Source organism: Streptomyces sp. NPDC030798, from assembly GCF_055572275.1.
Window position 1 is genome coordinate 25,717 of the sequence record NZ_JBVIDR010000024.1, and the last position, 26,693, is coordinate 52,409.

General features: G+C 72.5%; 19 protein-coding genes. 11 read left to right on the forward strand and 8 right to left on the reverse strand.

From position 1 onward, the window contains the following. The first annotated feature begins 2 nt into the window (after positions 1-2). Positions 3-2,234, forward strand: coding sequence for a bifunctional glycosyltransferase/CDP-glycerol:glycerophosphate glycerophosphotransferase (locus tag ACZ404_RS35640; protein ID WP_468447320.1), 2,232 nt, complete (start codon positions 3-5; stop codon positions 2,232-2,234). 29 nt (positions 2,235-2,263) lie between these two features. Here the strand turns inward: ACZ404_RS35640 and ACZ404_RS35645 are convergent, their stop codons facing one another. Then, on the reverse strand, positions 2,264-2,677 hold the full coding sequence (locus ACZ404_RS35645; protein WP_468447322.1) for an organic hydroperoxide resistance protein: 414 nt from the start codon (positions 2,675-2,677) through the stop codon (positions 2,264-2,266). Between the two features lie 125 nt (positions 2,678-2,802). Here ACZ404_RS35645 and ACZ404_RS35650 point away from each other — a divergent pair, with 125 nt between their 5' ends. Beyond that, positions 2,803-3,297, forward strand: coding sequence for a MarR family winged helix-turn-helix transcriptional regulator (locus tag ACZ404_RS35650; RefSeq protein WP_468447324.1), 495 nt, complete (start codon positions 2,803-2,805; stop codon positions 3,295-3,297). Between the two features lie 259 nt (positions 3,298-3,556). Here ACZ404_RS35650 and ACZ404_RS35655 read toward each other — a convergent pair whose 3' ends face one another. Next, complete coding sequence (locus ACZ404_RS35655) at positions 3,557-5,188, reverse strand: glycosyltransferase family 39 protein (RefSeq protein WP_468447326.1); 1,632 nt, start codon at positions 5,186-5,188, stop codon at positions 3,557-3,559. A 94-nt stretch (positions 5,189-5,282) separates the two neighbouring features. Here ACZ404_RS35655 and ACZ404_RS35660 point away from each other — a divergent pair, with 94 nt between their 5' ends. The 3 genes from ACZ404_RS35660 to galE all read left to right on the forward strand — a co-directional run bounded on the left by ACZ404_RS35660 (position 5,283) and on the right by galE (position 9,275). Beyond that, on the forward strand, positions 5,283-6,554 hold the full coding sequence (locus ACZ404_RS35660) for a glycosyltransferase 87 family protein (RefSeq protein ID WP_468447328.1): 1,272 nt from the start codon (positions 5,283-5,285) through the stop codon (positions 6,552-6,554). Between the two features lie 43 nt (positions 6,555-6,597). Then, positions 6,598-8,208, forward strand: a complete 1,611-nt coding sequence (locus ACZ404_RS35665) for a glycosyltransferase family 2 protein (RefSeq protein ID WP_468447382.1) — start codon at positions 6,598-6,600, stop codon at positions 8,206-8,208. An 86-nt stretch (positions 8,209-8,294) separates the two neighbouring features. Continuing rightward, on the forward strand, positions 8,295-9,275 hold the full coding sequence (gene galE / locus ACZ404_RS35670) for a UDP-glucose 4-epimerase GalE (protein ID WP_468447330.1): 981 nt from the start codon (positions 8,295-8,297) through the stop codon (positions 9,273-9,275). Positions 9,276-9,305: 30 nt separating this feature from the next. On the opposite strand, the gene ACZ404_RS35675 is transcribed toward galE, so the two are convergent. After that, positions 9,306-9,932 carry a TetR/AcrR family transcriptional regulator gene (locus tag ACZ404_RS35675; protein ID WP_468447332.1) on the reverse strand — a complete coding sequence of 209 codons (627 nt, stop codon included), beginning with the start codon at positions 9,930-9,932 and terminating at the stop codon, positions 9,306-9,308. Between the two features lie 222 nt (positions 9,933-10,154). Here ACZ404_RS35675 and ACZ404_RS35680 point away from each other — a divergent pair, with 222 nt between their 5' ends. From ACZ404_RS35680 to ACZ404_RS35695, 4 genes are all read left to right on the forward strand, one after another. Next, positions 10,155-11,069, forward strand: coding sequence for an ABC transporter permease (locus ACZ404_RS35680; RefSeq protein WP_468447334.1), 915 nt, complete (start codon positions 10,155-10,157; stop codon positions 11,067-11,069). Next, positions 11,062-11,934 (forward strand): ABC transporter ATP-binding protein, encoded by an 873-nt coding sequence (locus ACZ404_RS35685; protein ID WP_468447336.1) that lies wholly within the window; start codon positions 11,062-11,064, stop codon positions 11,932-11,934. Before ACZ404_RS35680 ends, ACZ404_RS35685 begins: the two co-directional genes overlap by 8 nt. A 101-nt stretch (positions 11,935-12,035) precedes the next feature. Next, positions 12,036-14,231, forward strand: coding sequence for a CDP-glycerol glycerophosphotransferase family protein (locus ACZ404_RS35690; RefSeq protein WP_468447338.1), 2,196 nt, complete (start codon positions 12,036-12,038; stop codon positions 14,229-14,231). After that, entirely contained in the window at positions 14,228-15,898 is a 1,671-nt protein-coding gene (locus ACZ404_RS35695) for a glycosyltransferase family 2 protein (RefSeq protein WP_468447340.1), read from the forward strand. Before ACZ404_RS35690 ends, ACZ404_RS35695 begins: the two co-directional genes overlap by 4 nt. A 159-nt stretch (positions 15,899-16,057) precedes the next feature. On the opposite strand, the gene ACZ404_RS35700 is transcribed toward ACZ404_RS35695, so the two are convergent. From ACZ404_RS35700 to ACZ404_RS35710, 3 genes are all read right to left on the reverse strand, one after another. Next, complete coding sequence (locus tag ACZ404_RS35700) at positions 16,058-17,455, reverse strand: hypothetical protein (protein WP_468447384.1); 1,398 nt, start codon at positions 17,453-17,455, stop codon at positions 16,058-16,060. A gap of 100 nt (positions 17,456-17,555) precedes the next feature. Further along, a complete protein-coding gene (locus ACZ404_RS35705) occupies positions 17,556-18,038 on the reverse strand; it encodes a GtrA family protein (RefSeq protein ID WP_468447342.1) in 483 nt (160 codons plus the stop codon). Between the two features lie 198 nt (positions 18,039-18,236). Then, on the reverse strand, positions 18,237-23,174 hold the full coding sequence (locus ACZ404_RS35710) for an NAD-glutamate dehydrogenase (protein ID WP_468447344.1): 4,938 nt from the start codon (positions 23,172-23,174) through the stop codon (positions 18,237-18,239). A 716-nt stretch (positions 23,175-23,890) separates the two neighbouring features. Here ACZ404_RS35710 and ACZ404_RS35715 point away from each other — a divergent pair. After that, on the forward strand, positions 23,891-24,448 hold the full coding sequence (locus ACZ404_RS35715) for a DJ-1/PfpI family protein (RefSeq protein WP_468447346.1): 558 nt from the start codon (positions 23,891-23,893) through the stop codon (positions 24,446-24,448). 94 nt (positions 24,449-24,542) lie between these two features. Here the strand turns inward: ACZ404_RS35715 and ACZ404_RS35720 are convergent, their stop codons facing one another. Next, positions 24,543-25,211: an HAD family hydrolase gene (locus ACZ404_RS35720; protein WP_468447348.1), complete on the reverse strand. Its 669-nt coding sequence runs from the start codon at positions 25,209-25,211 to the stop codon at positions 24,543-24,545. A 131-nt stretch (positions 25,212-25,342) separates the two neighbouring features. Then, positions 25,343-25,855 (reverse strand): DUF6912 family protein, encoded by a 513-nt coding sequence (locus tag ACZ404_RS35725; RefSeq protein ID WP_468447350.1) that lies wholly within the window; start codon positions 25,853-25,855, stop codon positions 25,343-25,345. 287 nt (positions 25,856-26,142) lie between these two features. Here ACZ404_RS35725 and ACZ404_RS35730 point away from each other — a divergent pair, with 287 nt between their 5' ends. Next, the gene (locus ACZ404_RS35730; protein WP_468447352.1) at positions 26,143-26,622 is read left to right on the forward strand and encodes an Rv3235 family protein; all 480 of its coding nucleotides are present in this window, start codon (positions 26,143-26,145) and stop codon (positions 26,620-26,622) included. Positions 26,623-26,693 lie beyond the last annotated feature (71 nt).

Consider the following 26,693-nt stretch of genomic DNA (forward strand, 5'->3'; position numbering starts at 1 on the left):
CAGTGCCCCGCTTCAGCATCATCGTCCCCGTCTTCAAGGTGCAGGGCTACCTGCGCGAGTGTCTCGACTCGGTGCTCGGGCAGTCGTACGGCGACTTCGAGGTGGTCGCCGTGGACGACCGCTCGCCCGACGGCTGCGGTGCGATCCTCGACGAGTACGCCGACCGCGACCCGCGGGTGCGGGTGCTGCACCTGCCCGAGAACGTCGGCCTCGGCCGGGCCCGCAACGCCGGCCTGGAGCAGGCGAAGGGCGACTACGTCCTCTTCCTCGACAGTGACGACGCCTACACCCCGGGCCTGCTGGCCGCCGTCGCCGGCCGGCTGGAGGGGGCCGGCGACCCGGACATCCTGGTCTTCGACCATGTGCGCACCCACTGGTGGGGCCGGGGCGGGCGCAGCGATGCCTCCGCCCTGCTGGCCTCGGCGGGCCTGGACGTCTTCAATCTGCGCGAGCGGCCCGAGTACGTCCGTCTGTTCCTGGTCGCCTGGAACAAGGCCTACCGGCGCTCCTTCTTCCAGGAGCACGGGCTGGGCTACGGCCCGGGGCTGTACGAGGACGCGCCGGTGACCTACCGGTCGATGGTCCTCGCGGACCGGATCGTCTGCCTGAACCGGATCGGTGTGGAGTACCGGCAGCGCCGGCAGGGCGCGATCACCAAGACGCCGGGGCGCCGCCACTTCGAGATCTTCCGGCAGTACGAGGGCCTGTTCGCGTTCCTGGAGGAGCGTCCGGACCTGGCGTGGGCGCGTCCGCTGCTGTTCGAACGGGCGCTGGACCACATGCTGTTCGTGCTCGCCCGCCCGGACCGGGTGACGCCCGCGGACCGCCCGGACTTCTACCGCGAGATCCGCGCCTTCCACCGCCGCCACCTCCCGGAGGGCTTCACCCCGCCCGACGGCCCGCGCGGCACCGAGATGCGGCTGCTGGCGTCGGCGCCCTACGCGTCGTACGCGGCGCTGCGGGGCCTGCGCGGAGTGCGCACGCTCGCGGCCAGGGGCGGGCAGCGGACGGCGCGGGCGGTGGCGGCGCGCTCCCAGGGCGCCTGGTACGCGGCCCGGTCGAGGCTGCCGCTCGATCCGCACCTGGTGGTCTACTCGTCCGCCCACCACGCAGGCGTGGGCGGCGACCCGGCCGCCATCCACGCCAAGGCACGCGAGATCGCCCCGCAGTTGCGCGGGGTGTGGGTGGTCCGGGAGGACGCGGTGGACACGCTGCCGCCCGGCATCGACCATGTGACGCCGGGCTCGGCCCGCTTCCACGCGGTGATGGCACGGGCCACGTACTGGGTGAACGACGTCAACTGGCCGGGCAGTCTGGTGAAGCGGCCGGGCAGCGTCCACGTCCACACCCACCAGGGCACCCCGCTGAAGTACATGGGCGCCGATCTGCTGAGCAAGCCCGGCGCCCGGCACGGCTTCAGCGTGCCGCAGATGCTGCGCCGGGCCGACCGCTGGGACTACAGCCTGGTCGCCAACCGCCACTCCGAGCTGGTATGGGAGCGGGCCTACCCCTGCCACTTCACCTCGGTGCGCACCGGCAGCCCGCGCAACGACGTGCTGGTGCGACCCGGCGAGGGGGCCGGCCGGGACTTCCGGCGGCGGCACGGCATCCCGGACGACCACACCGTGGTGCTGTACGCGCCGACGCGCCGGGACTACCGCCGGGGCGGGCACGTGGACCGGATCGACCTGGCCCGGTTCGCCGCCGACCTCGGCGAGGGGCACACCCTCGTCGTCCGGCTGCACCCGACCCTGGCGAGCGGTCCCGCGCGCGGGCTGGGCCTGGCGGATCTGGACCGGCGCGGGATCGTCGTCGACGCGACGGACGAGCCGCGCCCGGAGGAGGTGATGCTGGCCTCCGACGCGCTGGTCACCGACTATTCGTCGATCATGTTCGACTACGCCAACCTGGACCGGCCGATCGTGGTCCACGCCGACGACTGGGCCGCGTTCACCGCGAGCCGGGGCGCCTATCTGGACATCACCGCCGAGGCCCCGGGGCATGTCTCGCGCTCCTACCGGGAGCTGGCCTGGCTGTTCGCCTCCGGGGCCTGGCGGGACGAGGAGTCGGCGCGGCTGCGGGCGGACTTCCGCAGCCGGTTCTGCGAGTTCGACGACGGGCGGGCCGCCGAGCGGGTCGTCCGCACGCTGCTGCTCGGCGAGTCGATGCCCGAGGGCGCCGGCGTGCGGATCCCGGGCCAGGCCGTGGGGGGTGACCTGCTGGCCCCGACGTGAGGCCGGCAGGTCACGAGGGTGTCCGGGCCTTACTCGATGACGAGGTCGACCTCGATGTTGCCGCGGGTGGCGTTGGAGTACGGGCAGACCTGGTGGGCGGTGTCGACCAGCTTGCGGCCGGTCGCCTCGTCCACCGTGTCGGGCAGCTCGACGCGCAGCGTCACCTTCAGGCCGAAGCCCTCGCCCTGCTTGCCTATGCCGACCTCGGCGGTCACCGCGGCCTCGCTCACGTCCACCTTCGCCTGCCGGCCGACGAGGCCGAGGGCGCTGCCGAAGCAGGCCGCGTAGCCCGCGGCGAAGAGCTGCTCCGGGTTGGTGCCCTGGCCGTTGCCGCCCAGCTCCACCGGCGGGGCCAGCTTCAGGTCGATCTTGCCGTCGGAGGAGACGGCACGACCGTCGCGGCCGTGGGTGGCGGTGGCGACAGCGGTGTAGAGCGCGTCCATGGAAGACCATCCCTCTCGGAAGTCGGTGTGTCCGGCGGCCCTGGTCCGGCCGCCTCACGACCACAAGTAGAGCACACAATTAAGTTGTGCACAACTATATGGTTCGCCAGGGCTATCCTGGACGCATGACCGCCACGCCGACTCCCGCCCCCGCCGCCTCCGACGCGGACTGGCTCCGCCTGGACCGCCAGATCTGCTTCTCCCTGCACGCGGCGTCCCGCGCCTTCAACGGCGTCTACCGCGTGATCCTCAAGGACCTCGGGCTCACCTACCCGCAGTACCTGGTGATGCTGGTGCTGTGGGAGCAGGGTGACCTGCCGGTCAAGAAGCTGGGCGAGCATCTGCGCCTGGACTCCGGGACGCTCTCGCCGCTGGTCAAGCGGCTGGAGGGGGCCGGTCTGGTACGGCGCGAGCGCAGCGCGCAGGACGAGCGGTCGGTGCGGGTGCGGCTGACCGAGGAGGGGGCGGCGCTGCGCGAGCGGGCGCTGGAGGTGCCGCGCCGCATCGTGGCGGCGACGGGCTTCGAGCTGTCGGAGATCACCGAGCTGCGCGACCGCCTGGACCAGCTCACGGGCACCCTGGACGCGGCAGCACTGCACGAGGCGCAGAACTGCGGCTGAGCACTGCGGACTGCGACGGGCGCAGTGGCCCGCCGGGCGCGCGAGGGTGAGGGCACTCGGGCGTGCCGGGCGTGCGACAGTGCCGGTGCTTCGGCGAGTGCCGCGTGCCGCGCGCCCGACCGTGACGGGCTTCCGCGTGCCGGGCGTGGAACAGTGACGGCGCCTGGGAGAGCCGGGCGCGCGAGGGCGCAGGTTCTTGCCTGCCGGCCGCCCGACAGCGCGGGCTCTTGCACGTACAGGGCCGCCCGACTGCGGGTTCTTACGCGTGCCGACCGCCCGCCGGCGCGGGGTCCCGCGCGTGCCGGGCGCTGTTCACCGCGGGGGTCTGGGGACGGCGGACGTAGAGCCGCACCGTCACTCCGTCCTGCACGGATTCCGTCCCGGCCACGAACCCCTGCGCGAGCACCGCGAGTTTCGCCCGCTCGACGCGGCTCGCGGCTCCCCAGCGCCCGTCGAGCAGCCCCCGGTCACCGACGACCCAGACTCGCCGCAGCCCGGCGACCCGCTGCCGCAGCGCCTCCCCGCCCGCCTCGCGCCCGTACAGGGTCCCGGACCGGGCCGCCGACTCGGCCAGCGCCACGTCCCGCACTCCCCGGAAGGCCCCCGGGTAGGCCAGGGCCGCGTTCCGCAACCGCGCCGGGACGAACAGCACGGCGTCCCCCGGCCCGACCTGCCGTGCGGCGGCCCGGGAGACGGCGGCCAGATCGTCGGGACGGTGCGCCGGGTCCCGGTCGTCCCGGAGGCAGGGGAGCTGAGCCGCCAGCGCGAGGGCGAGCACCAGGACACCGGTCAGCCGGAGGAGGGGTCGAACGGGCCCCCCGTCGCCGGTGAGGCCCAGGCGGCGCACCGCCCCCGCCGCCCGCTCCACCCCCGCCGCCACCAGCAGCGGCGCCCCCGCCAGGGCGTACAGCACATACCGGTCGACGTACAGCGGAGTGGACCGGGACAGCAGCATCAGCGTGGCCGGGGGTACCACGGCCAGCGGCAGGGCGACGCGGGCGCAGGTCAGCCCGCCCGCGCCGGTGAGGCCCGCGAGGCCGAGCAGCGCCAGGGCCAGGCACCCCCCGTACACGACGGGGGCCGGGCCGAGGAACGCCCGCAGCAGGCCGAGTGCCGTCTCGCACGTCGGCGGCCGCAGCCAGGCCACCTGGGCCGACTGGGCGCGGGACACGAGGACCATCGGCAGCAGCCCCAGCGACACCGCGGCCGCCGCGCACCCCCAGCCCCGCCACACCCGCGCCCTCGCCCGGGCCAGCGCCAGCGACCCCGCGTGGGCGAGCAGCAGCAGCACCGCGAACTCGTGCAACCAGCAGGTCAGGCCCAGGACGGCGCCGTACGCCCGCCAGGAGCCGCCGTCCTGGACGGTGCGCACGAACAGCAGCGTGGCCGCGGCCGCGCCGGCGGCGACCAGCGCGTACGAGCGGCCCTCCTGCGCGTAGTGCCCGGCCATCGGCGAGATCGCGTACAGCAGCCCGGCCACCAGCCCGGCCCGCGGCCGCAGCAGCCGGGCACCGAGCGCGGCCACCAGCCCCGCGGTCACCATCGCCGCGCCCACGGACGGCAGCCGGAGCACGACCTCGCCGGGGTGGACGGCGAGCACGGCGTGCAGCAGGAAGTAGTACAGGCCGTGTACCGCGTCCACCCCGTGCAGCAGCCGCCAGATCTGCGGCACCGTGCGCCGCGCCACCTGGAAGGTGACCGCCTCGTCGCGCCACATCCCGCCGCGGTCGAGCCCCCACAGCCCGAGCGCGCCCATCACCGCCGCGGGCACCGCGACGACGGCGGCCGGCCGCATCCGGGCCGCCCCGCCGCTCGTTGCACCGGTCGGTACGACAGCCGTTGCTCCAGCCGCCCGGTGCGACTGCTGTTCCACCTGAGGCCCGACGCTCATCACGGCCCGATCTTTTGCGATTAGCCAACCTTTGCCGGTCAATGACGGCGTATCGGCAGGGATACACCATCCGCGCGGATTACCCTCCCACGTGATGAACCGTCTCCGTGTCACCCCCGGCCCGGTCCTCCCCCTCACCGCCGTCTGGCTCGCCACCCGTGCCCTGATGGCCTGGCTGCTCACGCACGACCGTTCGCCCCTGCTCGGCGGGGGCGCGGTGCCGCGCGAGGTGTGGCGGCTGTACCACCACTGGTACGGCGTCCTCGCGCACGGCGCGTTCCCGGCGCACGACAGCACCTGGCAGTACCCCCCGGGCGCCGGTGCGGTGCTCCTCGCGCCGGGGCTGCTGCCCGGGTTGACGTACTTTCAGGCGTTCGTGGCGCTGACGCTCGCCGCGGACGCCCTGATCACGGTCGCGCTGGTCCGCGCGGGCGGGAGCCCCGGGCGGAGCCTGCGTGGCGCGGCCGTGTGGACCTGCGGGCTGCCGCTGCTGCTGCAGCTGCCGCTCGCGCGCTACGACGTGCAGGTCACCGCGCTCGCCGTCGTCTCGCTGCTGACGGTGACGCGCTCCTCGCGCGCGGGCGGTGTGCTGGCGGCGCTGGGCGCGCTGGTGAAGGTGTGGCCGGTGCTGGTGCTGCTGGGCACGCCTCGGGGAGCGGCGACACGCCGGGCGTGGGGGTGGGCGGTGACCGCCGGTGGCGCCTGCCTCGCGCTCCTCGCCGTTTCGTTCAACAATTCCCTGGCGTTCCTGCGGGAGCAGGGCGGCCGGGGCGTACAGATCGAGTCGTTCGGGGGTACGGCGCTGAACCTGGCGCGGCACGCCGGCTGGCCGGGCCGGGTCCGGTACCAGTACGGCGCGATCGAGCTGGTCGGCCCCTATGTGCACGGCGTCGCCGCGCTCTCGCTGGCGCTCACGGCGGCCGCGTTCGGGCTGCTGGTGCTGTGGCGGCTGCGGGCTCGGCACTGGACTCCGGCGACGCCGTACGACGCGGCGCTGGCCGCCGTGCTGCTGTTCACCGTCACCAGCCGGGTGATCAGCCCGCAGTACATGATCTGGCTGCTGGGGCTGGCCGCGGTCTGCCTGACCTCGCGGTACACCGGTCAGCGCCCGGTGGCGGTGCTGGTGCTCGCGGCGAGCGCGGTCAGCTCCCTGGCGTACCCGGTGTTCTACCGCGAGGTGGTCGAGGGCACCTGGGCGGGCTGCCTTCTGATGCTGGCCCGCAACGGCCTGCTGGGGGCGGCTGCGGTGCTGTCCTTCGTCCGGCTCTGGCGCTCGGCGCTGCCGCCGGCCGGAAAGGCCGTGCCGACGACGGAACCCCGACCCGATTCCGACCGTCTTCCGGATAGAGCGCTAAGCGTCTCTTAACGGGGTATTACCGAACAAATCTAGGCTCCCGGCCGTGGACTCCATGCATCGAGACTCGCGAGACCCTCATCCGCCGCCTCAGGTCGGTGTCGTCGTCATCGGCTACAACGACGCCGCCCATGTGGCCGATGCCGTGCGCTCCGCGCTCGGCCAGGGGCCGGCGGTGGGTGAGGTCGTCGCCGTGGACGACTGCTCCACGGACGGCAGCGCCGAGTTGCTGGACCGGCTGGCGGCCGGCGAGCCCCGGCTTCGGGTGGTGCGCCGGAGCGTCAACAGCGGCGGCTGCGGCAGTCCGCGCAACACCGGGATCGACGCGGTGACGATGCCGTACGTGATGTTCCTCGACAGCGACGACCTCCTGCCGCCCGGCGCGGTGGACGCGCTGCTGGCGGCGGCGACCGGGGCGCGCGCGGACGTGGCGAGCGGGCTGTGCGTGCGCCGGGAGCTGCCCTCGGGGCGGGAACAGCCCTGGCAGGGGCGGCTCTACACGGCGCCCGCGGTTCTCGCGCGCCCCTCCCAGCGTCCCCGGCTGGTGCACGACACGCTGTGCGTCAACAAGCTGTACCGGACCGGCTTCCTGAAGGCGCACGGCATCCGCTTCCCGGAAGGGCGCTTCCTCTACGAGGACTTCGTCTTCACCGCGCGCGTACTGGCCGCCGCGCCGCGCATGGCGCTCGTACCCGACCGTGTGTACGTGTGGCACGTGCGCCGGTCGGCCGAGCAGTTGTCGCTCTCGCTGGACCGGGCGCGCATCGACAACTGGAAGGCGCGTACGGAGGCGTGCGCGCTGGCGTACGACATTCTGCTGAGCGCCGGGCAGAAGGAGCTGGCGCGGGCCGCGCGGGGCAAGTTCCTCGACCACGAGGTGCGCATGTACGCGCGCGAACTGGGATTGCGCGACGCGGACTACCGGCGCGCGTGGTGGACGCACACCCGGGAGTACCTCGCGCGCTACGACGCGGCCGACTGGGAGCGGAACCCGTCGGCGCCCGGCCGGCTGCTCGCCCGGATCGTCCTGGAGTCCCCCGAGCCGCGCGACCTGCCGCGCCTCAGGGAATTCGCCGCGCGCCCGGCCCGTCTGCTGCCGCCCTACGCCCGCGCCGCCGACGGCACCCCCGTCTGGTCCGCGGACCTGCCCCAGGTCTCCCTCGCCCCGTTGCTGACCCGCCCCACCCGTCTGCTGCCGCTCGCGGTGGACGCGGAGCTGCACCCGCGCGCGCGGGGCGCCCGGCTGCGCCTGCGGCTGCACGAGCTGTACGGGCGGCTGGCCGAGGCCGGGCCGCGCGAGGTGGAGGTGGAGTGGCGGGCCCGGAAGGACGGGAGCACCGCCCAGCGGGCCACGGCCGCCCTCGCGCCCTGCGGCCCGGAGAGCTGGACGGCGGAGCTGCCGGTCGACCTGGCGGGGCTCGGCGCGGGCACCTGGGACCTGCGGCTGACCCTGCGCCTCGCCGACGGCGCGTCCCGGGACTGCACGGCGCACGCCCTCACGGGCGGCGGCCGTCTGCGCCGCCACGCCGTTCCGAGCGCCCGGCACGGCGTGCTGCTGGTCCAGCCGTACGCCACGCACTCCGGCGCACTGGCCCTGCGCGTGGCGACCGGGCTGCACGGTGTGCTGACGGTGGTCCGCGGAAGGCTGCGCCGCCTGCTTCACTGAGAGCAGGGGGTTCGGGCGACGGACGCGACAGCACGGGACGAGGGCACCGGCCGCCACAGGCCGGGCCGACGAGGGGACGGCCGTACATGACCTGGCTGATCACCGGCGGCGCCGGTTACATCGGGGCGCACGTCGTACGCGCGATGACGGAGGCGGGCGAGCGGACGGTGGTCTACGACGACCTGTCCACCGGGGTCCGCGAGCGGGTGCCGGACGAGGTGCCGCTGGTGGCGGGCTCGACCCTGGACGCGGAGAAGGTGGCCCGCACGCTCGCGGAGCACGAGGTCACCGGGATCGTCCACCTGGCGGCGAAGAAGCAGGTGGGCGAGTCGGTGGAGCGGCCGCTGCACTACTTCCACCAGAACGTGGAGGGCCTGCGGGTGCTGCTGGAGGCGGTGACGGCGGCGGAGGTCCCGTCGTTCGTGTTCTCCTCCTCGGCGGCGGTCTACGGCATGCCGGACGTGGACCTCGTGACCGAGGAGACGCCCTGCCTGCCGCTGTCCCCCTACGGCGAGACGAAGCTGGCCGGCGAGTGGCTGGTCCGTGCCACCGGCCGCGCGACCGGTCTGGCGACCGCGTCCCTGCGCTACTTCAACGTGGCCGGCGCGGCCACCCCCGCCCTCGCCGACACGGGCGTGTCCAACCTGGTGCCGATGGTCTTCGAGAAGCTCACCGAGGGCGCCTCCCCGCGCATCTTCGGCGACGACTACCCGACGCCCGACGGCACCTGCGTCCGCGACTACATCCACGTGGCCGACCTGGCCGAGGCCCATGTGACGGTGGCCCGTGCCCTGCGCTCCGCCCCCGGCCACGACCTGACCCTCAACATCGGCCGCGGCGAGGGCGTCTCCGTGCGCGAGATGATCGACCGGATCAACGCGGTCACCGGCTACGACCGCCCTCCGACCGTCACCCCCCGCCGCCCCGGCGACCCGGCCCGCGTCGTCGCCTCCGCCGACCGCATCGCCACCGAACTGGGCTGGCAGGCCAAGTACGACATCGAGGACATGATCACCACGGCCTGGGAGGGCTGGCTCCGCCACCACCCGAACGCAGCCCGCTCGTAGCCAGTCGCGTGCGCGCGGCTGGCGGCGGCCTCACAGTGCCTTGAGTGCGCCCGCTGTCGCGCGGGCCAGGTTCTCCAGGTAGCCCTTCGGCAGCTTCGGGGAGCGGATGACGACCGAGCGCCAGTACAGGGGGCCGGAGATCAGGTCGAGGGCGAGGTCGGGGTCGAGGTCTGCGCGGACTTCGCCCCGCTGCTCCGCCGCTGCGACGATCTTGCTGGCCACCCCTTCCTGCCCGTCCCGCAGCGCCTTCTGCATCGCCTCCGCGATGTCGGGATTGCGCGCCGCCTCCGCCTGGAGGTCGGGGATGATCTGCGAGGCGACGGGGTGGCGCAGGGCGCGGGACGTCACCTCGTACAGCAGCCGCAGGTCCGCCTCCAGGGACCCCGTGTCCGGCACCGGCAGTCCCAGCACCGCCATCGCGGACACCACGTCGAGCACCAGGTGCAGCTTGGACCGCCACCGCCGGTACACCGCGGTCTTGCCGACGCCCGCCCGCCGCGCGATCCCCTCGATGGACATGCGGGCGTACCCGACGGCCGCCAGTTCCTCGAAGACGGCCGCCCGGATCGCCTCGGTCACGTCCTCGCGGAGCACGGCGGCCCCGGCGGGAGCCCGTCGCCGTGTGCGCTTCGGGGCCTCGTCGGCGTTGGTCGTCATACGAACAGCATAGGCCGTTACGACGAAACGGTTGCGTTCCGACGGTGGATGGTTCTACGCTCACGTTGCGACGATACGGTCCCGTCCCGACGTAAGAGAACGTGAAGAGAAGCGTAAGGAAACGCAGGACGACGGACCGGGACGACGGACGACGGGCGACGCACCCCGGCGACAGCCGGACGCCCGCCCCCACCCCCCTCCCCCCGAGCGAAAGCACCGGATGTGAGCCAGGTCCTCCACACACCGCCCCCGATCCGGGCAACGGCCGACGACGACCTCGCGGCGCTGGCCGCCCGGCACGGCCTGTCGGTCAGCGGCGCCCGCCCCTCCCTGCCCCAGTACGTGCGCCACCTGTGGGCCCGCCGTCACTTCATCACCGCCTTCGCCACCGCCAAGCTCACCGCCCAGTACAGCCAGGCGAAGCTCGGCCAGGTCTGGCAGGTCATGACCCCGCTGCTGAACGCGGCGGTCTACTACTTCATCTTCGGCGTGCTGCTGGGCACCAGCCGCGGTGTCCCGGACTACATCCCGTTCCTGGTCACGGGCGTGTTCATCTGGACGTTCACGCAGAGTTCGATCATGGCGGGCACCCGCGCGATCTCCGGCAACCTCGGCCTGGTCCGCGCCCTGCACTTCCCGCGCGCCGCCCTGCCGATCTCCTTCTGCCTCCAGCAGCTGCAGCAGCTGCTGTTCTCGATGACCGCGCTGGTCGTGATCATCCTGTCCTTCGGCATCCCGGTCACCCCGCGCTGGCTGCTCGCGCTCCCCGCGCTGGTCCTGCAGTCCGTCTTCAACGCGGGCGTGTCGATGGTCATGGCCCGGTGGGGCGCCAAGACCCCGGACATCGCCCAGCTCATGCCGTTCGTCCTGCGGACCTGGATGTACGTGTCCGGCGTCATGTGGAGCATCGACAAGCTCACCAAGAAGGACCACCTGCCGCACATCGTCACGGTGCTGCTGGAGACCAACCCGGCCGCGGTCTACATCGACCTCATGCGGTACGCGCTGATCCACAGCTTCCACGGCAAGCAGCTGCCCCCGCACGTGTGGGCGGCGGCCACGGGCTGGGCCCTGCTCGCCGGCATCGGCGGCTTCATCTACTTCTGGAAGGCTGAGGAGACGTACGGCCGTGGCTGAGCAGATCCCGCACGAGAACATCCCCACCGTCATCGCCGACGGCGTCGACATCGTCTACCGCGTCAACGGCACCGGCGCCGGCCGCGGCACCGCCACCGCCGCCCTGAACCGCATCCTGCGCCGCAAGCAGGCCGAGAAGGCCGCCGGTGTACGCCGGGTGCACGCGGTGAAGAACGTGTCGTTCGTCGCCTACAAGGGCGAGGCGATCGGCCTCATCGGGACGAACGGCTCAGGCAAGTCGACCCTGCTCAAGGCGGTCGCCGGGCTGCTCCCGGTGGAGAACGGCCACATCTACACCGACGGCCAGCCCTCCCTCCTCGGCGTCAACGCGGCGCTGATGAACGACCTCACCGGCGAGCGCAACGTCCACCTCGGCGGTCTCGCCATGGGCATGTCCCGGGAGCAGATCAAGGAGCGCTACCAGGACATCGTCGACTTCTCCGGAATCAACGAAAAGGGTGACTTCATCACCCTGCCGATGCGCACGTACTCCTCCGGAATGGCGGCCCGGCTGCGCTTCTCCATCGCCGCCGCCAAGGACCACGACGTGCTGCTCATCGACGAGGCCCTGGCCACCGGCGACCGCGCCTTCCAGAAGCGCTCCGAGGACCGGATCCGCGAGCTGCGCCGGCACGCCGGTACGGTCTTCCTGGTCAGCCACAACAACAAGTCCATCCGCGACACCTGCGAACGGGTGCTGTGGCTGGAACGCGGCGAACTGCGCATGGACGGCCCGACCGAGGAGGTCCTGAAGGAGTACGAGGCCTTCACCGGGGACAAGAGTGACAAGACGGCGAAGAAGCCGGCCAAAGCCGTCAAGAACACACCGGAACCCAAGTCGCCGAAAATCGCTCTTCCCTCGTGAGAGCAGCTCTTACCTCAGGCGTGGTTATCCTTTTCATCCATCTAGTGACAGTATGTTAGGAAGGGTGCCCCTGAGACGACGAGCCGAAGGAGTCCTCCGCGATGCCCCACCTCAGTGTCATCGTCTACGGGCCGAACACCCAGGGGCATCTGACCGAACTGCTCGACTCACTGGAGGCCCGCCCGCTCGCGGACGCCGAGGTGATCGTCGCGGCGGTCGGCGACTGGGCCCGGGAGACCGCCGAGGCGCACGCCCCCGAGACGGTCGTGGTGCCTCTGCCGGACGGTACCGGTGACGCGGCGGCCCGGGCGGCGGGCGCCGCGCGGGCGTCCGGCCGCTGGCTGCACTTCGTGCACGCCAAGGACGGCCTGCCCGCCGGAGCGCCCCGGCTGATCGCCGAGCGGACCGCAGAGCTCGGCGACACGGCGGACGTGCTCCTCCTCGACCACGTCACCACCACCTGGCAGACAGCCGCGCGCCCCTCCCGCGACGGCCGCTTCCTGGCCGGCGCCGGCCGCGCCGCGGTCCCCCTGGACGACGCGGCCGACCTGCTCCGGCTGACCCCGCTGCTCGGCACCCGCGTCCTGCGCGCCGCCTTCTGGCGCGCCCACGAGGAGCAGTTGGCCACGGACGACGAGCCGTACGCCGCTCACGCCGCCCTGCTGCACGCCGGCCGCGTCGCCTGCCTGAACCAGGTGGCGTACGAGGACCGCAGACTGCGCCCGGAGAGCCTCCCCGCCCTCGTTCCCGAGGACCGCTACGCGCTCATCGACCGCTACGAGTCCCTGCTCCCGCTCGCCAAGGAGCGCCGGGCGGCCCGCTCGGTCCTGTACGACCTGATGGTGCGCGACCTGGTGCGCACCTTCGCCCGGGAGAACCTGCCCGACCCGGTGGCCCGCGAGTTCTTCCGCCGCGCCTCCCTCGCCGCGGCCCGCTGGCGCCCCGAGGGCCACCAGCGCCCGGCGGGCCTCGAAGGCGTCCGGCACGCCCTGCTCGAAGAGGGCGCGTACACCAAGTACCGCGCCTTCCAGGCCGCCAACCGCACCCGCCGTGCCGCGCGCAAGGCCGTGCGGACCCGCAAGCGCCAGGTGGGCGCCAAGCTCCGCGAGCAGCAGTACCACCGCGCGCTCACCCGCCCGATCGACCCCGACCTCGCGGTGTTCGCGGCCTACTGGGAGCGCGGGGTGTCCTGCAACCCGGCCGCGATCGCCGCCAAGCTCGCCGAACTCGCCCCGCACATCCGCCGGGTGTGGGTGGTGAGCAAGGAGAACGCGGCCCTGCTGCCGCCCGGCACCGACCACGTCGTGCCCGGCACCCGCCGCTACTGGGAGACGCTGGCCACCGCCAAGTACCTGACCAACAACGTCAACTTCCCCAACGCGGTCGTCAAACGCCCGGGCGCCGTCCACCTCCAGACCCACCACGGCACTCCCCTCAAACGCATGGGCCTGGACCAGATGGACCACCCGGCCGCCGCCAAGGGACTGGACTTCAACGCCCTGCTCGCCCGCATCGACAAGTGGGACTACAGCGTCAGCGCCAACAGCCACTCCACCCGGATGTGGGAACGCGCCTACCCGGCCCGCTACACCTCCCTCGACCACGGCTATCCGCGCAACGACGTCTTCTACACCGCCACCGCCGACGACGTCCGGACCGCCCGCCGCCGCCTGGGCATCGCCCCCGGCCGCAAGGCCGTGCTGTACGCGCCCACCCACCGCGACTACGAGGCCGGCTTCACCCCCCGCCTCGACCTCGCCGCCCTCGCCGACCGCCTGGGCGACGACACGGTCCTGCTGGTGCGCGCCCACTACTTCTACGGCGGCTCGGCGAGCCCCCTCACCGGCCTGCGCCGCACCGGCCGGATCATCGACGTCTCCACCTACGACCCGGTCGAGGAGCTGTGCCTGGCCGCCGACGCGCTGGTCACGGACTACTCGTCGATCATGTTCGACTACGCCAACCTCGACCGGCCGATCGTGATCTACGCCGACGACTGGGAGACGTACCGGACCACCCGCGGCGTCTACTTCGACCTGATGGCCGAGGCGCCGGGCCAGGTCGCCCGCACCCAGGAGCAACTGGCGGACATCTTCGCCTCGGGCGCCTGGCGCGACGAGGCCGCGGCCAAGGCACGGGCCGCGTTCCGGCGCCGGTTCTGCGAATACGACGACGGCCGCGCCGCCGAGCGGGTCGTACGGCGGGTGTTCCTGGGCGAACCGGAGGAGGCGCTGCCCCCGGTGCTCCCGCTCGAGGAACGCACCCCCGCCCCGACCCCCGAGGAGGCCACGGCATGACGACCACGACCCCCGACGTCACGGTCACCGTCATCGTCTACAACGACGCGGCCCGCCTCCCCCGTGCGGTCGCCTCGTTGCGCGCCCAGACGCACCCCAACATCGAGATCGTCATCAGCGACGACCACTCCACCGACGACACGCCCGCCGTGGCGCGGCAACTGGCCGCCCAGGACCACCGCATCCGCTACCTGCGGCTGCCGGAGAACAGCGGTGGCTGCAGCGCGCCGCGCAACCGGGCCATCGAGATCGCCCGGGCGCCGTACCTGATGTTCCTCGACAGCGACGACGAACTCCCGCCCCGCGCGGTCGAACTGCTGCTGGCCGCCCACCGCGAACGCGAGATCGACTTCGCCATGGGCGCGGTACGGCGGGTACGGGTGGACAACGGGCGCCGCTCGACCTGGATGCCGCACCTGGTCGCCGAGCGCCGCACGCTGGACGGCATCGAGGCCGACCCGCGACTGCTCTTCGAGCATCTGTCGACGAGCAAGATGTACGCGCGCGCCTTCCTCGACCGGCACGAGCTGCGGTTCCCCGAGGGCATCCACTACGAGGACCAGCTGTTCTCGGCGCAGGCGTACTGCCTGGCCAAGGCGTTCACGATCATTCCGGAGCCGGTGTACGTCTGGTACATCGAACCGTTCGCGGCGGCCGCCTCCGCCTCCATCTCCAACCAGCGGCACAAGATCTCCAACGTGCGCGACCGGGTGCATGTGCAGCGGCTGATCGACGAGTTCCTGGTGGAGAGCGGGCACGCGGGGCTGCGGGAGGACAAGGACTTCAAGTTCCTCAAGCACGACTTCCGGATGTACGCGGGTGATCTGCCCTACCGGGACGAGGAGTGGCTGCGGTCCTTCGCCGACCTGATGAACCCCTACTTGGACACGCTGTCCCCGGGTGCCTTCACGCGGCTGCCCCGCCCGGAACGGGTGGTGCTGCAACTTCTGCGCGACGGCCGCCTCCCCGACGCCCGGCTGGCGGCGCGGGGACTGGGACACGGGGTCGCTCCGCGCCACGTCACGACCGACGACGCCGGCACCCCGTACTGGGGCGACATCGTCCCGGCATCCGAACAGTCCCGCCGCGAACTCGACGTCTCCGACCTCGAGCTGGACACCCGCCCGTTCCCGAGCGCGCAGTTCCGCCACGAGATCACCGACCTGACCCCGGGCCGGGGCACCACCCTGACCCTCGGCATCCGCACCTACGACCCCGGGCTGCGGCTTCCGGTGGGCCCGCAGCGCGCGAGCCTGGTACTGGCGCCGGGCCGCCGCCGTCTGACGGTGCCGTTCCGCCTGGACCCGGTGAGCCCGGGCGTCTTCGAGGGCCGGGTCCGCGTGGACCTGTCGCAGGTGCCGCTTCCGGTCCAGGGCTTCGACGGCGTACGCCATCCCCTGCTCCGCCTGGAACAACAGGGCCTCGCCCACACCGGCCTGCTCCTGGCCCCCCTCGCCTTCCCGACCCTCACCGCCCGCATCGACTACCGCTCCGGCGCCACACCCCACTGCGTGACCATCGAGCCGGAGGGCCGCAACCCCGGCCGCCTCCAGGTCCGCTGGCACCCCACGGGAGTCACGGCCCACGTGATCCGCCCGGCCCTCAAGAAGCTGGCCCACCCCAAACTCCACAACACGGCCCGCCTGGTGGCAAGCGCCCTGAGGTAACCGACAACTGCCCCAAGTGGGGCGGCACGGGTGGGCGGTGGGGGTCCCCCGCGCGAGCGAAGCCGAGCGTGGGGGAGGCACCCCGCGGGCGCGGGCCGGTGAACCCACCTCCGGCCTGCCGCAGCACCGGGCACCCTGTCCGCACCGGTCGCGCGGCGGTCAGCGCCTCACCTCGTACAGCACCTGCCCGCCAGGCCCCGTCGCCACCTGGCGGAGCCACGGCTGCGCAGCGCCCCGTCCGCCGACGACCCACCGCACCCGGTACTCCCGCACGATGCCCCGCCGCACCTCCCCCGACGTCCCCGCCGCGAAGAACCGCCGTACCGCCGCCTCCCGCCCCGCCGCATCCGGCAGGAACACATCGGGGTACCCGGGAGCCACCGTGTACGGCCCGTACGCCGGAATCTGCCGCGACGGCCACGTCCCCGCCATCACCACATCCCCGTACTTCACCCACGGCGTGATCCACTGATACCCCACCCACGGGGTCCGGTACTTCGCCGCCACCGCACCGGGCAGCGCGTCCCGCCCGACCACGTACCCGAGCGTCCCGGCCTGCGTCCACGCCCCCATCACCAGCGCGGCGCCCAGCACACACGCCCACCCCACCCGCAGCGCCCGCCGCCCCGCGGACACGGCCTCCAGCGCCGCCGCGAGCTGGGCCGGGATCAGCGCGGCCGGCAGGGCGCGGCCCCAGGAGTAGTGCCCGGTCAGCCCACCGGCCGCGAACACCAGCGCGCCCAGCAGAAAGAAGAGGACCAGCGGATCCCACCGGTCCCGCCGCCACCGCAGCCCCAGCGCCGCCACCCCGAGCAGCACCAGCCCGAACCGCCCGGCCAGATGCTCGTACAGCGGCCGGTGGATCGCCTCCAGATCCGCGCCGGCGGAGAACAGCGAGAAGAAGTCGTAGTACGGCCACAGCCACAGCAGCGCCGCCCCCAGCGCGAGCGCGGCGCCGAGCCGCAGCAGCGCCGGCCGGCCCGGTCGCGCGGCGATCACCACGGCCAGCGCGCCCAGCGACGCCACGACCCCGGTGAACTGGTGGCACAGCAGGATCAGCGCCCACAGCACGCCCAGCCCCAGCCACGCGACCCACCCGGCCCCCTCGCGCAGCACCCTGGTGAGCCACGCCCAGAAGTGGAAGGACAGGCCGAGGGCGAACACGCTCGGATACGACACCGTCAGCGCCAGGGAGCCCAGCCCGAGGAAGCCGCTCCAGTTGAACAGCAGCGGACCCCACAGCAGCACCAGGCTCAGGATGGCCAACGCGGGCGCCGCCCGGTGCGCGCTGAGCGTGCGGACGTACCGCCACACCCCGGTGACGAGCAGCGCCAGCCCGGCGATCGCGCCGATCCGCAGGACGTCGAACACCGACAGGCTGCTGATCCGGGCGACACAGCCCAGCAGCAGCATCCACGGCGAGTAGTACGGGCTCGGCGTGTCGGCGTCGACCAGCGGGTTCCCGGGGTGCAGCAGACTGTGCCGCAGCCGCTGCACGGTCGCCGCGTGCATGCCGAGATCGCCCGCCCACGGCAGACGGACGATCACGAAGAGCATCAGCACCAGCAGCAGCGCCACGGCGGCCTGGGGCAGCACCCGGCCGGCGCTCACCGTCCGGGACGACCCCGTGCCGGGCGTTCCGGCACGCAGCCCGGCGCTAGGCGATTCGGCGCGCATCCTGCTGGAACACCCAGGTGCGGTAGACCAGGAAACGGAACGCGGAGGCGAGCACGATCGACAGCGCCTTCACCACGTTCGACTCGAACGCGCCGTGCAGCCCGAGCCCGTGATATCCGGCCCCAAACAGACCGCTTTCCATCACCACACCGAGCCCGCTGAAGACGAAGAAGAGGACGATCTGGCGCCGGGTGCGCGAGGCGCGGTCGCGATAGGCGTAATACCGGAAGCCCAGGTAATTCGTCGCCATCGCGATACAGCTGGCCAGGACCGTCGCGGTCATCGCCTGCCAACGCAGGCCGTGCAGCAGCAGATTGAACACCAGGAAATTGACGAGGACACCGCTGCCGCCGACGACCCCGAACTTCACGGCCTCCAGCACCACGCGCGTGACCGGCCGGGCCGGAGCCGGCTCGGGGGCCGGGGCGGGGGCCGGCGCCGGACGGATCTCGGTGAGGTTCACTGTCACAGTCCAGACCCTAGCCGAAAGGGCACGATTAGCAGGAAACGGTAAATTCACCGCGGGTTTTTCGCTAAGCGTCGGCAAGCCGCGAGCAAGTCGCGGGCAAGAACGAGGGCGCCCCCGAACCGGCTTCGGAACCGGTCCCGGGGCGCCCCCGGCGCTGGCACGCCGTACGACTCGCCGTCGTACGCCGTGGAACTACGAGTGCGTGCGCAGCAGCGTCCGCATCGTGCGCATCGCCACCGACAGGTTGGCGAGGTCGAAGGAGTCCGACCCGCGGATCTCCTCCAGGGTGGTGCGCGCCCGGCTCAGGATCGCCGCGTTCTTCTGCTCCCAGGCCTTGAAGCGCTGCTCCGGCGTCGAGTTGCCGTTGCCGACCGCGAGGACGTCCGCGGTGAGCGCCGCGTGCGCCGCGTACAGGTCCTCGCGGATGGAGGCGCGGGCCATGGACTGCCAGCGGTCGGCGCGGGGCAGTTCGATGATGCGGTCCATGAGCTGGGTGATGCTGAGCCGGTCGGCGAGGTCGTAGTAGACCTCGGCGACGTCCAGCGGCTCCTTGCCCATGCGGTCGGCCACCGAGACGATGTCCAGCGTCGGGAAGGCGGAGGAGAACCCGGCCACGCGCGTGGCGAGTTCGTCCGGGACACCGGCCGCGGACAGCTCGTCGTACACGTGCTGGTACCACTCCAGGTCCGCGCCGCGCAGCAGCTTCGGCAGCTCCTGCCAGACGTGCTCGACCCGCTCGGCGAAGAACTCGACCGTCTCGGCGAGCTGCAGCGGCTGCGGCCGGTTGTTGAGCAGCCAGCGCGTGCCGCGCTCGACCAGGCGGCGCGAGTGCAGCCGGATCCGGGTCTGGACGGCCGCGTCGACCTTGTTGTCCAGCTCCTCCACCGCGTCCCACACCGGCGCCGAGCAGAAGATCGCGCGGGCCGCGGTCTGGGCGCGGACGATCTCCTCCAGCGAGGCGCCGGTCTCCTCGCGCAGGCGGTGCAGATACGTCGTACCGCCCGTGTTGACCGTGTCGTTGACCAGCACGGTCGTGGTGATCTCGCGGCGCAGCGGGTGGGCGTCGATGGCCTCCGCGAACCGCTCGCGCAGCGCCGAGGGGAAGTAGGCGTCCAGCAGGCCGCGCAGATACGGGTCGTCCGGCAGCGTGGTGTGCAGCAGCTCCTCGGCGACCGTGATCTTCGTGTACGCCAGCAGGACGGCCGTCTCCGGGCCGGTGAGGCCCTGCCCCTGCCCGAGGCGCTCGCGGATCTGGCGGTCGGTGGGCAGGAATTCCAGCGCCCGGTCCAGGTGGCCCTCGCGCACCAGGTGGCGGATGAACCGCTGCTGGGCGTGGAGCATGTCCTTGGACTGCGCGAGGGCGTTGGCGATCGCCGTGTTCTGCGCGTAGTTGTTGCGCAGGACCAGGCTGCCGACCTCGTCGGTCATCTCGGCGAGCAGCTTGTTGCGCTGCTTGACGGTCATGTCGCCGTCCGTGACCAGGCCGTTCAGCAGGATCTTGATGTTCACCTCGTGGTCGGAGGTGTCCACACCGGCGCTGTTGTCGATCGCGTCGGTGTTGATCCGGCCGCCGTGCAGCGCGAACTCGATGCGGCCGAGCTGGGTCAGGCCCAGGTTGCCGCCCTCGCCGACGACCTTGACACGCAGGTCGGCGCCGTCGACGCGGATGGCGTCGTTGGCCTTGTCGCCGACGTCGGCGTTGGACTCCGCCGACGACTTCACGTACGTGCCGATGCCGCCGTTCCACAGCAGGTCCACCGGCGCCTTGAGGATCGCCTTCATCAGGTCGGCCGGGGTCATCTTGGAGATCTTCTCCTCGATGCCCAGGGCCTCCCGGATGTGGCTGTTGAGCGTGATCGCCTTAGCCGTGCGCGGGAAGACCCCGCCGCCCGCGGAGAGCAGCTCGGTGTTGTAGTCGGCCCAGCTCGAGCGGGGCAGCTCGAACAGGCGGCGGCGCTCGGCGTAGGACGTGGCCGCGTCCGGGTCGGGGTCGATGACGATGTGCCGGTGGTCGAAGGCGGCGACCAGGCGGATGTGCTCGCTGAGCAGCATGCCGTTGCCGAACACGTCACCGGACATGTCGCCGATGCCGACGACCGTGAAGTCCTCGGTCTGCGTGTCGACGCCCAGCTCGCGGAAGTGCCGCTTCACGGACTCCCAGGCGCCGCGCGCGGTGATGCCCATGCCCTTGTGGTCGTAGCCGGCCGAGCCGCCGGAGGCGAAGGCGTCGCCGAGCCAGAAGTTGTACTTGTCGGCGACCTCGTTGGCGATGTCGGAGAACGTCGCGGTGCCCTTGTCGGCCGCGACCACCAGGTAGGTGTCGTCCCCGTCGTGCCGTACGACGTCCTGCGGCGGCACGACCTCGCCGGCCACCATGTTGTCGGTGATGTCGAGCAGCGCCGAGATGAACGTCCGGTAGCTGGCGACGCCCTCGGCGAGCCAGGCGTCGCGGTCCACCGCCGGGTCCGGCAGCTGCTTGGCGACGAAGCCGCCCTTGGCGCCGACCGGCACGATGACGGTGTTCTTCACCATCTGCGCCTTGACCAGGCCGAGGATCTCGGTGCGGAAGTCCTCACGGCGGTCCGACCAGCGCAGGCCGCCTCGGGCGACCTTGCCGAAGCGCAGGTGCACGCCCTCGACGCGCGGCGAGTACACCCAGATCTCGTACGCCGGGCGCGGCGCGGGCAGGTCCGGGATGGCCTGCGGGTCGAACTTCATGGACACGTAGGCGTGCGGCGTACCGTCGGCCGTCTCCTGGAAGAAGTTCGTGCGCAGGGTCGCCTTGATGACGGTGAGGAAGGACCTGAGGATCCGGTCCTCGTCCAGGCTCGCCACCTGGTCCAGGGCCGCGTCCAGCTCCTCCAGCAGCGCGTCGACGATCTCCAGGCCGGCCTTCTGCCGCTCCGGCGACATCCGGGCCTCGAAGAGGGACACCAGCAGCCGGGTGGTGTGGACGTTGTTGCGGAGGGTGTCCTCCATGTAGTCCTGGGAGAAGGTAGAGCCGGCCTGCCGCAGGTACTTGGCGTAGGCGCGCAGCACCATCGCCTGCCGCCAGTTCAGCCCGGCGCTGAGCACGAGGGCGTTGAAGCCGTCGTTCTCCGCCTTGCCGGTCCAGGTCGCGGCGAACGCCTCCTGGAACCGCTCACGCGCGTCGTCGCCGAGGTCCCCGGCGACACCGGCCGCGCGGGGCATGCGCAGACCGAAGTCGTAGATCCAGGCGGTGGTGCGGTCCACACAGCGCAGCTCGTACGGCCGCTCGTCGGTGACCTCGACGCCGAGGCGGCTGAGCACCGGCAGCACGTGGGAGAGGGAGACCGAGCCGCCCTTCTGGTAGATCTTGAACCGGCGCTCCTCCGGCCCGGCGCCCACCGGCTCGTACAGGCTCAGGCTGAAGGCCTTGTCCTCGCTGAGCTGCTCGAGATGGGCGAGGTCGGAGACCGCGGCGCGCGGGGAGTGGTCCGCCTTGTAGCCCTCGGGGAAGGCGTTGTTGTAGCGGCGCAGCACCTCGGCCGCGTGCTCCTCGCCGCACTCGGCGGTCAGCGCCTCGGCGAACGCGTCGGCCCAGGAGCGGGCGGCCTCGACCAGGCGGGCCTCGATCCGCTCCTTGTCGCTGTCGGACAGCTCGGGCAGCTCGGTGCCCGGCGGGACGCGGACGACGAAGTGCAGCCGGGACAGGATCGACTCGGTGTTCCAGGCGGTGAAGTCGACGCTGATGCCGCCGAGTTCCTCCTTGAGGATGTCGATGATCCGCAGCCGGACGCCGGTGGTGTAGCGGTCGCGCGGGAGGTAGACGAGGGCCGAGTAGTAGCGGCCGTACTCGTCCTGGCGCAGGTACAGCCGCAGCCGGCGGCGCTCCTGCAGGTAGAGGACGCTCGTCGCGATGGCCTGCAGCTCGGCGGCCGGGGTCTGGAACAGCTCGTCGCGCGGGTAGGTCTCCAGGATCTGGAGCAGGTCGCGGCCGTCGTGGCTCTCGGGCGAGAAGCCGGCCCGCTGCAGGACCTCGTCGACCTTGCGCCGGATGACCGGGACCCGGCGGACCGACTCGGTGTAGGCGGCGGAGGAGAACAGGCCCAGGAAGCGGCGCTCACCGACGACATTGCCCTGCTCGTCGAACTTCTTGACGCCGATGTAGTCCAGGTACGACGGCCGGTGCACGGTGGCCCGGCTGTTGGCCTTGGTCAGCACGAGCAGCTTGTGCTCGCGGGCCTTGGCGCGCGCGTCGGCCGGGAGCCGCTCGAAGGAGGGGCTGACCGGGTGCTGGTCGTCCGCGGCGTGGTGCGGGTCCGAGCGCAGTATGCCGAGACCGGTGCCGGGCACCGCGGCGAGGGTGTCGTCCGCGCGCAGCTGGTACTCGCGGTAGCCGAGGAAGGTGAAGTGGTCGTCGGACAGCCAGCGCAGCAGCTCGCGGGCCTCCTCGACCTCGGGCCGGGGCAGGTCCGCGGGGGTCGGCTCGTTCGTCAGGCCGTCGGCGATCCGGACCGCCGCGTCCCGCATCTTCTCCCAGTCCTCGACGGCCTCGCGGACGTCGGAGAGCACGCGCAGCAGGTCGGCCGAGATCTGCTTCAGGTCGGAGCGGTCCGTCTCCCGGTCGATCTCGACGTGGATCCAGGACTCGATGTGCGCGTCGTGCGGCAGGTCGCCGGTGGGCGGGGTCGGCAGCACCTCGATCAGCTTGCCGGTGACGTCCCGGCGGACGACGAACTGCGGGTGGACGACGACGTGGATGCCGCGGCCCTGGCGGGTCAGCTCATTGGTGACCGAGTCGACCAGGAAGGGCATGTCGTCGGTGACGACCTCCACCACGGAGTGGCTGCAGGTCCACCCGTTCTCCTCCACGGTCGGGGTGTGCACCCGCACGTTGGCCGTGCCCTGCGGCCGGTTCTCGGCGAGACGGTAGTGCGAGACCGCGGCGCCGAAGACGTCGACCGGGTCGCGGTCGGTGAGGTCTTCCGGGGCGGTGTGCAGGTAGTAGCGCTGGAGGAACGCGAGCACGGACTCGCTGTCGGGGGTGCCGGCCGTGCCCTCGCCCGTCGTCCCGGTCGGTAGGTGCCCCCCGACCGGGCTGTTCTCAGCTACCCGGGCGGCCCGTTCGAGCAGCTCGGCCTTGGCTTCGTCCAGCTTGGTCTGCATTGTCCTCTGGCTCCTGTCGCGCGCCGTTGCGTGACGTAGAAGGAAGTACGGTCCCCTTCCCCCCGGCCCGACGCCACGGCCCGGGGTGTCCGGTCCGATCCGACGCTATGCCGCGGGGTGAGATGAGCGGGGGGTATTCGGCCATTCTCGACGGGCCTGTCGGATGTGACGCTGCTCTCGGCACCGTCGTGTCCGGGGCCGTCCTCGGCGTCCTGGGGGCGTCGGTGCCCCCGTCCCGCCCGCGAAGACCAGCGACCGCCGCCCGGCCACGGAGGTGTTCCGTACGACCCGGGCGCGGGGCAGGGGCAACGTCGCCCCCGCGAGCTATCGCGCTGATCACGCCACAAGGCTATCGCCCCTCACCCGGGGGTCGTCATGAGCCGTATGTGTACAAAACCGGGGGGTGAAGTTTGACGTTCTGCACAGGGGCGGTGTGGGGGCCGGTGGCGTATTCGGGGTGGGGTGGGTCAAGCGCGGCGTTCGGGTCCGATGCGGGTGGGGGTGCCGGTGGTGTTCGGCGCCGGCTGTGTGACGGCGGTGCCGATGGCGCGCGGACTGCGGTCGGGTCCGGGGGCGGATCCGGTCGCGTCCGGACGTCCCAGGTCGCACCCTGAAAACGACGGGCCCTCTTGGCAGGCGCGCCCTGCGCAGGCACGTTGCCCAGGACAGTGCCCGTCCCCCGCGGAGGGGCCGTGCCCGCCCAGGAGGAACCGACAATGCCCGCGAAGATCCTCATCATCACCGGCGACGCTGCGGAGTCCCTGGAAGTCCTCTATCCCTACCAGCGCCTGCTCGAGGAGGGCTACGACGTCCACATCGCGGCCCCCACCCGCAAGACGCTCCGCTTCGTCGTCCACGACTTCGAGCCCGGCTACGACACCTACACCGAGAAGCCCGGCTACACCTGGCCCGCCGACCTCGCCTTCTCCGAGGTCGACCCCGGTCAGTACGCGGCCCTGGTCGTCCCGGGCGGCCGTGCTCCCGAGTATCTGCGCAACGACCTGGAACTGCGCAAGATCCTCAAGGCGTTCTTCGACGCCGACAAGCCCGTCGCCCAGATCTGCCACGGACCCCTGCTGACCGCCGCCATCGACAGCCTCCGGGGGCGCAGGGTCACCGCGTACCCCGCCCTGGAGCTCGACATGCAGGCCGCCGGCGCCCACTTCGAAGACATCGAAACGGTGGCCGACGGCACCCTCGTCTCCGCCCGGGCCTGGCCGGACCACCCGAGCTGGATGCGGGAGTTCCTGAAGGTGCTGCGAGAGAGGGCGTAGAGGGCATGGCCACGGGGCCGCGGGCTCGCATGTGAGCCGGCGTACGCCCTCGTAGCTGCGGGCGGCCGTGCCTCCCCCGGCACCCCGCCCGCGGCTACGCCGCCATGCGCTGCGCCTCGGCCACCGCCTCGGCCAGCGTGTCCACCACCGGCACCCCCGCCCCCTCCAGACTCGCCCGACTGTGCGACCCTCCGCTGTACAGCACGGCTCGCGCCCCCACGTGTCCCGCGGCCACCGCATCATCCGCCGCATCGCCGATCACGACGGTCCGCCGGGCCTCCACCACACCGCCCAGCGCCTCGAGATGCCGCACCATGTGCTCCGCCTTGCTGCCCCCCGACGGCCCCGTACGCCCGTCGACCCGTATGAAGTGCGCCTCGATCCCGAGCCCCCGCACCAACGGCACCAAATCCTCGTGCCCGTACATGCTCAGCAGCGACTGGCTGTTCCCCGCCGACCGCCACCCCGCGAGCAGTTCCGCCGCTCCCTCGGTCAGCCCGCACCGCACCCGGTGCTCCGTGTAGTACCGGTGGAAGACCTCGTCCATCAGCTCCCACTCGGCATCCGTGGGCAGCCGCCCGAGCAGCCGCTCGTAGAACCTGGGCACCGGCACGCAGTACAGCGCCCGGTACTGCTCCAGCGTGATCGGCGCCAGCCCCAGCTCGGCGAAGGCCGCGTTCGTGGCCCCGACGATCGCGTCATTGTCGTGGAACAGGGTCCCGTTCCAGTCCCAGACGATGTGCGCCCCTGCATGCATCCCCATGTCCAAGACCGTACCCGCCCCCACTGACAATCACGTCGGACAGCCGGAGCAGGACGGTCGGGGCAGGGCAGCCGGAGCAGGACGTTCGGGGCGGGGCAGCCGGAGCACGGACCCGCAGCGGCACCGACGGGTCAGACTCCGTCGACGAGGTTGGCGATCTCCTGCGTGGCGTACCACAGCAGCTCATGGTCCTCGGCCCCGTCCACGACGAACTGCGCGTCGTCGTCCCCGCCGTCCGCCGCCTCCAGCGCCTGCGCCGCCGCGGCCACGTCCTCCTCGGCGTCGTCGGCGTCCACGTGCACCGCCGCCGCCTTGGCGAGCGGCACCGCACCGGCCACCGTCACCTCGCCCAGTGCGGCTGGGTCCAGCCCCCGGTCGGGGTCCGCCGTGGCGGCCTTGTCGGCCACGTCGACGGCGACCACGACCCGGCGCCGTACCGCCTCGGGATCGGCCGCCAGCAGCCGCAGCGAGGCCAGCGCGGCACGGCTGAGCGCGGCGTACTCCAGCTCCTCGATGTCGTCGGAGAGGTACCACTCGCGCAGCGCGGGCGTGACGGCGTACGCGACGAAGGGGCCGCTCCCCAGCTCGCCCGTCTTGTACGCCTCGGCGAGACCGGGGAGGGTCAGGGGGACGTAGACGCGCATGGCTGGCCGCTCTTTCCTGGTCACCGACGGGCCTTCAGGATACGTGCGGCCGTCCCCTTTCGGGTCCCTGCCCGCACCTGCGACAGCGTCCACCCCCGGCCCCGGATTCACCCGGTCCCACCCCGTCCTCCCGGGGCTGCCGCGGCCGCCCGTCCCTCGGATAGGTGAACTTTTCAGCCCCTCGCCACCGGCGCCGCCTTCCTTGCTCTGCCGGCCCCCGCCCCCGTACAAGATCCCCACCAGCGAGTTACCGCCCGGTACATTCCGGCCCGCCGAACGGGGATCCCATGAACAAGGTCATGAGCCGCACCTCCCAGCCCCGCCCGCGCCACCGTCCCCCGACCCGCCACGACTCCCGGCGCCCGGGGAGTGCCCCGCCCCGCACCCCGGTCCGCCGCACGGCCGTCACAGCGCCGGAGACGGCCGCCGCGCGGCCACGCCCCACCGATCTCTTCGCCGACCGCCTGCTGGCGGTCCTCAGCGGCCAGCGGCCCGTCCACTGGATGCTCCGGTACACCGCGGGCCGCGCCTACGACGAGCTCGCCCGCCTCGCCGAACTCGGCCCCCTGCGCACCCGCGGCACCCGGCCCGTCGTCCGCGACATCGGCTACTACGTCCCCCGCGCGGGCGCCCTCGAAGTCTTCGCCCGCATCGCCGCCGGCACCCAACTCCGCGCCATGGCCTTCCGCCTGGAACAGGGCCCCGACCACCGCTGGCGCTGCACAGCGGTAGAACTGGGCCCCAGGCCCCAAACCCCGAAGGACTAGCCTTTCCCGAATGCCCCGGCTGCGGGCAGTCGTGCCGCTGGGGGCGGCACGGGTGGGCGCAGCGGCACGCG